Source organism: Novosphingobium sp. 11B, assembly GCF_054589055.1.
On sequence record NZ_BAAILP010000239.1, the window covers coordinates 48079 to 58345 of the forward strand.

7 protein-coding genes are annotated in these 10267 nt (G+C 66.4%); 2 read left to right on the top strand and 5 right to left on the bottom strand.

Annotated features, from left to right (window positions below):
* Window position 1: 1 nt before the first annotated feature.
* From ACYPYD_RS21265 to ACYPYD_RS21285, 5 genes are all read right to left on the bottom strand, one after another.
* A complete protein-coding gene (locus tag ACYPYD_RS21265; protein WP_459665341.1) occupies window positions 2-3184 on the bottom strand; it encodes an efflux RND transporter permease subunit in 3183 nt (1060 codons plus the stop codon).
* A gap of 258 nt (window positions 3185-3442) precedes the next feature.
* Window positions 3443-4711 (bottom strand): efflux RND transporter periplasmic adaptor subunit, encoded by a 1269-nt coding sequence (locus ACYPYD_RS21270; RefSeq protein ID WP_008832407.1) that lies wholly within the window; start codon window positions 4709-4711, stop codon window positions 3443-3445.
* Window positions 4708-5100 carry a hypothetical protein gene (locus ACYPYD_RS21275; RefSeq protein WP_008832406.1) on the bottom strand — a complete coding sequence of 131 codons (393 nt, stop codon included), beginning with the start codon at window positions 5098-5100 and terminating at the stop codon, window positions 4708-4710. Before ACYPYD_RS21275 ends, ACYPYD_RS21270 begins: the two co-directional genes overlap by 4 nt.
* Before the next feature lie 534 nt (window positions 5101-5634).
* Window positions 5635-6258: a TetR/AcrR family transcriptional regulator gene (locus tag ACYPYD_RS21280; RefSeq protein WP_036525008.1), complete on the bottom strand. Its 624-nt coding sequence runs from the start codon at window positions 6256-6258 to the stop codon at window positions 5635-5637.
* Window positions 6259-6541: 283 nt separating this feature from the next.
* A complete protein-coding gene (locus tag ACYPYD_RS21285) occupies window positions 6542-8056 on the bottom strand; it encodes an acetyl-CoA hydrolase/transferase family protein (protein WP_459665343.1) in 1515 nt (504 codons plus the stop codon).
* Between the two features lie 112 nt (window positions 8057-8168).
* Here ACYPYD_RS21285 and ACYPYD_RS21290 point away from each other — a divergent pair, with 112 nt between their 5' ends.
* Window positions 8169-9038 carry a LysR family transcriptional regulator gene (locus ACYPYD_RS21290; protein WP_459665411.1) on the top strand — a complete coding sequence of 290 codons (870 nt, stop codon included), beginning with the start codon at window positions 8169-8171 and terminating at the stop codon, window positions 9036-9038.
* Between the two features lie 344 nt (window positions 9039-9382).
* On the top strand, window positions 9383-10267 hold an 885-nt coding region (locus ACYPYD_RS21295), incomplete at its 3' end, for an Ig-like domain-containing protein (RefSeq protein WP_459665344.1).

The window sequence follows — 10267 nt, forward strand, 5'->3', positions numbered from 1 at the left end:
GTTACTCAGCCGGAACCGCGTGGAGGTCCGCATGGTGCGGGCGCGGACGGCGGCGCAGCTTCTCCGCCAGACCCCGGCACACCACGTAGAACGTGGGCGTGAACAGCAGCCCGAAGCCGGTGACGCCGGTCATGCCGAAGAACACCGCCGTGCCCAGCGCCTGCCGCAGTTCCGCGCCGGCGCCTTGCGCGATCACCAGCGGGACTGCGCCCAGGATGAACGCGAAGCTGGTCATCAGGATCGGACGCAGGCGGGTCTGCGCGGCGTAGACGGCCGCCTCGACGATGCCCATGCCCTGTTCCTCCTCGGCCTGCTTGGCGAATTCGACCACGAGGATCGCGTTCTTGGCCGCCAGCGCGATCAGCACGACGAGGCCGATCTGCGTGAGGATGTTGTTGTCCATGCCCCGCAGGTTCACGCCCGCCATGGCCGCGAAGAGGCACATCGGTACGATCAGCACGATCGCCAGCGGCAGGGTCAGGCTTTCATACTGCGCGGCCAGCACGAGGAAGACGAAGACCACGGCCATGCCGAAGACGATCGCCGCCGTGTTGCCCGCCGTCACCTGCTGGTAGGCGATGCCCGTCCACTCGAAGCTGTAGCCCGAGGGGAGCGTCTCGTTCGCGACCTTCTCCATGGTGGAGAGGGCCTGTCCGGTCGAGAAGCCCGGCGCCACGCTGCCGTCGACTTCCACGGCGGGGTGCAGGTTGTAGCGCACCACGCGGTAGGGGCCGGTCTTGTCCTGGAAGGTGGCGACCGAACCGATCGGCACCATCGCGCCGGAGTTCGAGCGAGTCTTCAGGTTGGCAAGGTCGGCGATCGAGCCGCGGCTGCCCTGATCCGCCTGCGCGGTGACGCGGAAGGTGCGGCCGAGCAGGTTGAAGTCGTTCACGTAAGCCGAGCCGAGGTAGACCTGCAGCGTCTCGAACACGCGCTCGGGCGGGATGCCGAGCATGTCGGCCTTGCGGCGGTCAATGTCGGTGAAGACGCGCGGGGTGTCCTGGTTGAACAGGGTGTAGACCTGGCTCAAGTCCTTCTGCTGGTTGGCCTTGCCGATCACGCCGCCCGCCGCCTTGGCAAGCTCGCCGTAGCCGCGACCTTCGTTGTCCTCCACGATCATGCGGTAGCCGCCCGGGGGGACGATGCCGTTGATGGTCGGCGGCGGAATGACGAGGACCATGGCCTTGTCGTAGCCCTTCAGCGCTTCCTGCGCCTGCGCCATGATCTGCGCGCCGGTGACGCCCAGTTCCTTGCGCTCCTCGAAACTCTTGAACGGGAAGTAGATCGCGGCCGAATCCGGCGATGCGGTGCGCGAGGGGCCGTGGAAGCCGGCGAACATCACCGCGCCGCGAATGCCCTTGATCGGCAGGAGACGCTTGGCGATGTCCTTGGTCACTTCATCCGTGCGCTCCAGCGAGGAGCCCGAGGGCAGGAACGCGGCGGCAAGGAAGTAGCCCTGGTCCTGCTGCGGGATGAAGCCGGTCGGCGTCGCCCAGAACAGGCCCACGGTTCCGGCGATGAGGGCGGCATACGTCGCCATCATGCGCGTCGGGGCCTTGACCAGACGCAGGGTGAGGCGGGCGTAGCTGGCGCTCATGCGGTCGAAGCCGTGGTTGAACGTGTCCGCGCCCGACTGGAGCGCGCGGCGCCAGCGAGGGGCTGCGGGTCCGACCCGCTCCTTGTGCTTGAGCAGCAGCGCAGCCATCGCGGGCGAAAGCGTCAGCGAGAGCACCAGCGAGATGACCGTGGCGGTCGAGATCGTCACCGCGAACTGCTTGTAGAACTGGCCCGAGATGCCTGTGATGAACAGCGTCGGTACGAACACCGCGCAGAGCACCAGCACGATCGCAACCAGCGCGCCGGACACTTCGTCCATCGAGCGGCGGGCGGCTTCGAGCGGGGTCAGGCCCTCCTCGATGTAGCGCTCCACGTTCTCGACCACGACGATCGCGTCGTCGACGACGATGCCGATGGCGAGTACGAGGCCGAACAGCGAGAGGTTGTTGAGCGAATAGCCCACCGCCATCAGCATGATCGCGGTGCCGACCAGCGAGACCGGGATCGCGAGGATCGGAATGATCGCCGCGCGCCAGTTCTGCAGGAACACGAGGATGACGAGGACGACGAGGATCACCGCCTCGAACAGCGTGTGGTACACCGCGTCGATCGACTGGCCGATGAACTCGGTGGGGTTGTAGATCACCGAGTATTCAAGCCCCTTGGGGAACTTGGCCTGCATGGCGTCCATCTCGGAACGCACCAGCTTGGCGGTTTCGAGCGCGTTGGAGCCGGGGCGCTGCATCACCGCCATGACGACGGTGGGATTGCCCGAAAGGTAGGTGTTGGTGGTGTAGTCCTGCGCGCCCAGTTCCACGCGGGCGACGTCGCGCACGCGGACCTGATGGCCGTCCGCATCGGTGCGCACGATGATGTCGGCGAACTGCTGCGGCTCGGTCAGGCGGCCCTGTGCCTCGACGCCGATTTGGTAGGCGTTGCCCTTGTCGAACGGGGGCGCACCGATGGCACCCGCCGAAATCTGCACGTTCTGCGCGCGCAGGGCGGCGACGATCTCGCCTGCCGTCAGGTTGAGCTGCGCGGCGCGGCCCGGATCGATCCAGATGCGCATGCCGTAATCGCGCGCGCCGAAGGTCTGGACGTCGCCGACGCCGTCGAGACGGGCGAGGCGGTCCTTCACTTGCGTGAGCGCATAGTTGGAGATGTAGTCGCGGTCGTAGGTGCCGTCCGGCGACTGCAGGTTGACCACCATCAGGAAGTCCGGGCTGGCCTTCTTGGTGACCACGCCCATCGAGCGCACCGCGTCGGGAAGGCGCGGTTCGGCGATGGCGACGCGGTTCTGCACCAGCACCTGCGCGGCATCGAGGTCGGTGCCGATCTTGAAGGTGACGGTGATCGTCACCTTGCCGTCGCCGGTCGACTGCGAATCCATGTAGAGCATGTTGTCGACGCCGTTGATCTCCTGCTCGATCGGAGCGGCGACGGTGTCGGCGACGGTCTCGGCCGAGGCGCCGGGATACTGCGCGTTGACCGTGACGGTGGGCGGAACGATGTCCGGGTACTGGCTCACCGGCAGGCCGATGAACGCGATGGCGCCGACGATGGTGATGATCACCGCGACGACGCCCGCGAAGATCGGACGGTCGATGAAGAAGCGGGAAAGTCGCATTGGGAGTGCCCCTGATGGGCGCGCGTCAGTCCGGGCTGCGGGCGGTGTGCCTGCAACTTGGGAAGCCGGGCGCGCCGGTTGGCGCGAAAGTCGGGTAAGCGGAGCCCCGGCGCCCTTTGCTGGGGACGCATGGGTTCCGCGCAAAAACTCCCGTCATCCCCGCGAAGGCGGGGACCCATCTGATGCCCGTTCGACAGGCACCGGCAGGAGATGGGTTCCCGCCTTCGCGGGAATGACGGGTCTGTTACTGTGCAGTCATCAGTTGAACGTCGCCTGCGCCGCCGCCGGCTCGGCCGGCGCCGGAGCGCTTTCGACCTTGCCGCGCTCGATCCGGCCCACCTTGGTAGTCACCTTGGTGCCCGGGATCGCCGCTTGGTAGTTCGAGACGATCACCGAATCGCCCGCATCCAGCCCGGAGCGGATCACGCGCAGGTCGTCCACCAGCGGCCCGACCTCGACCGGCTTGGCGGCGACGGTGCCGTCCTTGCCGACGACCATCACCACCTTGCGGGTCTGGTCCGAACGCACGGCGGCGTCGGGAACCAGCGTCGCCTTGACGGTTCCGCCATTGGCGAGGCGCATGTTGCCGAACATGCCAGGCGTCAGGAAACCGTCCTTGTTGTCGAGGCTGGCGCGGATGCGGATCGTCCCCGAACTGGGGTTCAGCCCGTTGTCGGTGAAGTCCAGCTTGCCCTTCCAGCGATAGGCCGCCTCGTCCTGCAGGCGAACCTCCACGTCGGAAGTGGCGCCCTTGGCCTTGTCGCGCTGCGCCTTGAGGAACAGCGATTCAGAAGCGTCGAAGGTGAAGTAGATCGGGCTGACGGCGTTGATCGTGGTCAGCAGCGTGGCGTTCGCCCCGGCATCGCCCGAGACGAGGTTGCCCGCGTCCACCCGGCGATCCGACACGCGGCCCGAGATCGGCGCGCGCACGGTCGCGAATTCCACATCGAGGCTGCGCGACCGCACCCGCGCCTGAGCCGCCGCAAGAGCGGCCTCGGCAGCGCGGACGCGCGAGCGCAAGTTGTCGACTTCGCTGGCGGCCATCGCCTCGTCCCCGGTCAGGCCGGCCACGCGGGCATAGTCCGAACGGGCGAGGGCGAGGGTGGCGCTGGCCGAAGCCGCATCCGCCCGCGCTTCGGCGAGCGAGGCGGCGTAAGGGCGCGGATCGACCACGAACAGCGCCTGTCCGGCCTGCACGTAGTCACCGTCCCGGAACAGCACCTGGGTAATGGCGCCCGAGACGCGCGGACGCACTTCGACCGTCTTGCTGGGGGCGAAGCGGCCGACATAGTCGTCCCACTCGGTGACGTCCTTCACCAGCGGATGGGCCACCTGCACCAGCGCGGGCGGGGGCAGGGCGGCGGCGGGTTCCGTACCGCCGATGAACTTCCAGCCAAGCCCGGCGACCGCGACGAGCGCCAGCGCGCCTATGGCGATCTGGGCACGGCGCGATCCGGTGCGCTGCTCGGTGGTCTGTTCGCCGGAAGCGTATTCGGAGGGGATTTCGAGTTTGGTCGCGACTGTCACGCGGCGATGCTCCGGAAGGGGGCGCGGGTGCGCCCGATGGTGTCGATGACGGCGCCGATCTTGGCCTCGGACCAGCCTGCTGCGCGGGCTTCCTTCAGCGCCGAGACCGGCAGGGTGTAACCATGGTGCCAGGCGCGCACGGCCAGACGGCGCAGCGCTTCGAGGCGTTCGTTCGCCAGCGTGGGCGAAGGCGGCGTGGGGCCAAGGACGAAGCGCAGGAACCAGCCGCGCTTGCGCGCCGGTTTCAGCGACTGCATCCCGTCGGTCCGCGCAAGAGCGAGGATGCGCCGCTCGGTAAGGGTCAGCGTCTCGCTGGCGGTGTTGGCCGAAGGGGCCAGCGAGATGGGCAGCGCCTGCAGCGCTGCATCGGAGAAGTCGATGAAGGCCATATCCGTGCTCCTGCGTAAGTAGGGCGAGTTCAGGTGTGCCCCGGCACGCACCCCGGGACAGGGGGGAAGGGTGCGCGCCGGAGCGGCTTCCGGCTTGGGGCAGCCGGAAGGGTGCGGGTAAGGCTCTCCCGTCGCCGGACACGCGAATGTCCAGTCGTCGGCACGAGCCGGATGTGTGTCATCGAGCCGCTTCCCGGGAGGGAGTGCAGCTGTCAGGCGGCCGGTCGGGACCGGTCGGTGATGGGAATACCCGAGGCCGGGGGGAGGCGATTCGGGCGGTTCGTTTCTATACCAAGCGGTATATATTCAGGTCCGGGTCACGTCAAGCAGGTTTCTGTACCGACCGGTAGATTAGGACTCTGAAGAGGGTTTCAAGAGGCTGAACGCCCGTTGAACGAATTTTTTCCAAGTGCGAAGGCCCACCTCGCTGCGACTACGCCCTGCGGGCCAAGTCTCGCGACCCTCCCGCATGCGGGAGGGTGAAATGGTGCGCTATACTTCTCCCCTCCCGCTTGCGGGAGGGGTTGGGTTGGTTCAGCGCCCCGGCCACATCGCCAGGAACGTATCCGCAGTACCCTGCAGCTCTTCCGGCCCGGCGCCGCCCTGTGCCTTGACCGAAAGGCCCTGCAGCACCGTGGTGAGGCAGCCCGCGAGCTTGGCGGGGCAGACGCTGTCGGGCAGGTCGCCCTCATCGCGAGCCTGTTCGAAGCGCTTGATGACGGCGGCTTCCGAAGAGGCGCGGCGCTTGATCACGTCGGCGCGGATCGAGTCCGCCTCAGGCGTGCAGGCCACGGTGCTGATCACGCCGAGGCAGCCGTGAGGGTCCTTCTCGCCGCAATGAGTCGCCAGCGCGCCGGTCAGCAGCCGCTCGGCCACGCCGCGCGCGGTCGGCGCTTCGAGCGCCTTGCCCATGTAGGCCAGCTTGTCGCGCTCGTAGAGGTCGAGCGTCTTCTTGAAGAGCGCTTCCTTGTTGCCGAAACAGGCATAGAGGCTGGGCTTGGTGATGCCCATGGCCTCGGTCAGCTCCGCCATCGAGGCGCCTTCGTAGCCGCGCGTCCAGAACACCCGAAGCGCGGCTGCAAGAGCCTCGTCGGGGTCGAATTCGCGGGGACGGCCCCGGGCGGCTGGGGGCACCGCAGTTGGTGCTGAGCATTTCATACCGGGCGGTATATAGGTTGGGGGTCGGGCAGAGTCCAGTGTGACGGGACTGTCATTTTGGGTAGCCTTCAAGGTCATGGTTGAAGGCGCGGTAACCGATAAAAGCTGTCGTCACGCTGAATTCCATGCACCGGGATGCCGGGGCAAGTTCGTGTGCTGCATAACCTCAGTCATTCCCGCGAAGGCGGGAACCCATCTCCTGACGCTTCATGTCGCACCGTCATCAGTTGGGTCCCCGCCTTCGCGGGGATGACTGAAATGGTTTGACTTCAATACGTTCCACTCACCCCGGAAGCATTGTGCCCGTATCGATGAACCGCTGGTGCCACGACAGCGCCTCGCTCGGCAGCGACGGCGCGTGTCGGCCATAGCTGCCGTGGTAGGCGCGGTCGTAATAGTCGCGCAGCGCGTCGCGGTACATCGGGTGCGCGCAGTTCTCGATCACCAGCGCGGCGCGCTTGCGCGGGGTCAGGCCGCGCATGTCGGCAAGGCCCTGCTCGGTCACCAGCACCGCCACGTCCTGCATGATGTGGTCGACATGCGCCGCCTGCGGTACGATCGCCGAAATGGCGCCGCCCTTCGCGGTGGACGGCGTCATGAAGATCGAGACATAGGCATTGCGCGCGAAGTCGCCCGAGCCGCCGATGCCGTTCTGGATGCGGCTGCCCATCACGCATGTCGAGTTGACGTTGCCGTAGATGTCCGCCTCGATCAGCCCGTTCATGGCGATGCAGCCAAGGCGCCGGATCAGTTCGGGGTGGTTGGAGATTTCCTGCGGGCGCAGGATCATCCGGCTGGCGTAGCGCTCCATCTCGGCGTTGATCCGCTCGGCCGCCTCGGGGCTGAGCGAGAACGCCGTGGCGGAGGCCACACGTAGTTTGCCCGCGTCGATGAGGTCCAGCATGCCGTCCTGGATCACCTCGGTGTAGGCCGTCAGATCGTCGAACGGGCCATTGACGAGGCCGGTCAGCACGGCGTTGGCGATGTTGCCGACACCCGACTGCAGCGGCAGCAGCGATGCGGGCAGGCGGCCCTTCGCCACCTCATGGCTGAGGAACTCGATGATGTGGTCGGCGATCTTCAGGGCGCTGGCATCGGGCGCGGTGAACGGCAGGTTGCGGTCGGGCGCGTCGGTCTCGACGATGGCGACGATCTTGGCGGGATCGCACTGCAGCGTGGCCTGGCCGATGCGGTCGTCGGGGCGGACCAGCGGGATCGGCACGCGGGCAGGGGGCAGCGCGGTGCCGTAATAGATGTCGTGCATCCCCTCCAGCGCCGGGTTCTGCCAGGAATTGACCTCGAGGATCACCTTGTCGGCACGGTCGAGCCAGGTCTTGTTGTTGCCCACCGAGGACGAGGGAACCAGCGAGCCGTCGGACCGGATCGCGGTCACTTCCACCACCGCGACGTCGAGGGGGCCAAGGAACCCCTGCCACGCCATCGGCGCCACTTGCGACAGATGCATGTCGAGGTAGTCCATCTCGCCCTTGTTGATCCGTTCGCGCGCGATCGGGTCGGAGTTGTAGGGCAGGCGCAGTTCGATGCCATCGGCCTTGGCCAGCGCGCCGTCGAGTTCCGGGCCGGTCGAGGCGCCGGTCCAGACCTTCACCCGCATCGGGCGACCGGCGACGTGCTCGCCCTCGATCCGCGCGGCCAGCGCCATCGGCACCGCCTTGGGATAGCCGGAGCCGGTGAAGCCGCTCATGCCCACGGTCTGGCCGTGATGGATAAGCGCGGCGGCGTCGGCTGCGGACATGACCTTGGAACGCAGGTCGGCGCGGGCGATACGATCTGTCATGGGATGCCTCTCAATCTCGGTGACCTTCTGGGGGCCGCCGCTCCCATTCGATCCGTGCGTGTGTGAAGACAATATATCAAATATGCACACCACTTGTGCTATATACGTTCAGATGAGTGACCTGATCCGATCCTTGCGGCTATTCGTGCGCCTGAACGAAGAGGGTAGTTTCTCGGCGCTGGGCCGCCGCCAGAACCTCAGCCATACCACGATTGCGCGGGCGATCAGTGATCTGGAACAACATTTCGGCGTGCGCCTGTTTCAGCGCACCACGCGCAGCCAGGCGCTGACGGCGGATGGGGAGCGACTGCTGGAGCACGCGGTGGCGATTCTCGATCAGGTAGGGCTGGCCGAAGCGGACCTCGTGGGAGCGGTGGCGGCGCGCGGACTGGTGCGCGTGGGTGTAACGACGGCGCTCGGCTTCCATTACGCGCAGCGGCTCGGAAGCATCGCGGCGCAGCATCCCGATTTGATGATCGAACTGCTCGTCGCCGACTGGCGCGATGCGGCAGACCACGGTGGTCTGGACCTGTGGCTTTGGGTGGGAGACGGGAGAAGCGCCGCCGGAAGCACGCTGCTAGGGCAGCTTCCGCGCGTGCTGGTCGCCGCGCCGGACTATGTAGAGCGTCATGGTGTGCCTGTGACGGCCGGTGAACTGAAGCAGCATCAGTGCCTGACATATGGCTACGCGGCGCGGCCGGCGCCATGGTCGATCGACGGCCGCGAACTCGAGGTGTCGGGTTTTCTGCGCGCCAATTCCAGCGAGGCAGTACTGCGCGCGACGCGAGGGGGACTTGGCATCGGGCTGTTGCCGCGCATCCAGGTCCAGGAAGACCTCGAGCGTGGCCTCCTGAAGCAGATCATGCCTGATGCGGATATTCCGTCCATCCCGGTGATGCTCGCCAACGGCTTTCGCGGCATGCGCATGCCGATGCGTGCGCGTGTAGTGATGGACTTCCTTGAGACGGATTTTCCAATCTGACGTATGCCTCAAGAAGAAAGCATTCTGGTCCTTCAATGCGCTTTAAGTTGATAATGTATCTTATGTAAAATAACGAACGGCTGATCGGAGGCTGGTCATCAGCCGATCCTCAAGCCGGACCTGCAGTACATGGGATCGAGTTGGTCGAGCACGGCAAGCTCCTTGCAGGAATTGCATCCGTTATAGACCTCGAGAGCGCACCAAACTTTTCCCTAAGCCTCTAAAGCATTTGGTTCCCGGATATTTCCCTCGAAATCGGAGGGGAACGCAATTGGCGAATCCCGGCGCGTGATTATTCCCTAACCTGTACGGAGCGCCAGCATGCTCTGCGCGGGAGGTGCACAATGCCCGTTGAGGCCAAGATCTCGTCCGACCTGTCCGGCGTGCGCATCGCCCCTGTCCAAGCCGTGGAAGGTTCGGTTTCGGTCGCCCCGGGCAGCAGCATCGCCCTGAACGTGGCACCCGAAGCGGTGACCGGCTTCAGCCGCGAAGGCACGGACCTCCTGGTGCACCTGCGAACCGGCGAAACCGTGAGAATCGCGAACTTCTACGTCGATCCATCCCGGTTCTCGCAACTGATGCTGGTCGAGGAAGATCACCTCGTGGCCGCGGACGTAGCGCAACTATCCGGCAGCAGCCTTGCCACGCCTGCCTATGTCCCGATGGATGTCATTGCCGGATTTGCCGCTCCGCCTGCGACCGAAGCCGCCGGCATGGTCGCCGGAGCGGCGTCCGGCGCCGGTCTGGGCGCGGGCGTGATCGTTCCGCTTGCGGTGCTCGGTGGCGGCGGACTCATCGCGGTCGCGGCAGGCGGCGGTGGGGGCAATCGCGGCGGCAACGATACGCCGACGACACCTCCCGACACGACCGCGCCGGCCGCACCGAGCAATCTCGTCGTTTCGGCAGCCGGAGACCGCCTCACGGGGCGCGCGGAGGCCGGAGCTACGGTGCTGGTCGATACCGATGGCGACGGAACGGCGAACTACACGTCGATCGTGGGTGCCGACGGCGCTTTCACGGTTGTCCTGGCACCGGCACTCGTCAATGCGGAGCCGATCAGCGTCACTGTCCACGATGCCGCCGGAAATGTCGGTCCGGCGGCGGGCACGAACGCGCCTGATCTCACTCCGCCCGAGAGCGCCACGCAACTCGGTGTCGCGGCGGACGGCACCGGAATCACAGGCACCGGCGAACCCGGAGCGACCGTCACCATCGACATCGATGGTGAC

Coding starts and splice junctions, on each gene's coding strand:
- ACYPYD_RS21280 (WP_036525008.1), bottom strand. CDS start 6,258: ATGAAATGCTCAGCACCAACTGCGGTGCCCCCAGCCGCCCGGGGCCGT.
- ACYPYD_RS21290 (WP_459665411.1), top strand. CDS start 8,169: ATGAGTGACCTGATCCGATCCTTGCGGCTATTCGTGCGCCTGAACGAA.
- ACYPYD_RS21285 (WP_459665343.1), bottom strand. CDS start 8,056: ATGACAGATCGTATCGCCCGCGCCGACCTGCGTTCCAAGGTCATGTCC.
- ACYPYD_RS21265 (WP_459665341.1), bottom strand. CDS start 3,184: ATGCGACTTTCCCGCTTCTTCATCGACCGTCCGATCTTCGCGGGCGTC.
- ACYPYD_RS21275 (WP_008832406.1), bottom strand. CDS start 5,100: ATGGCCTTCATCGACTTCTCCGATGCAGCGCTGCAGGCGCTGCCCATC.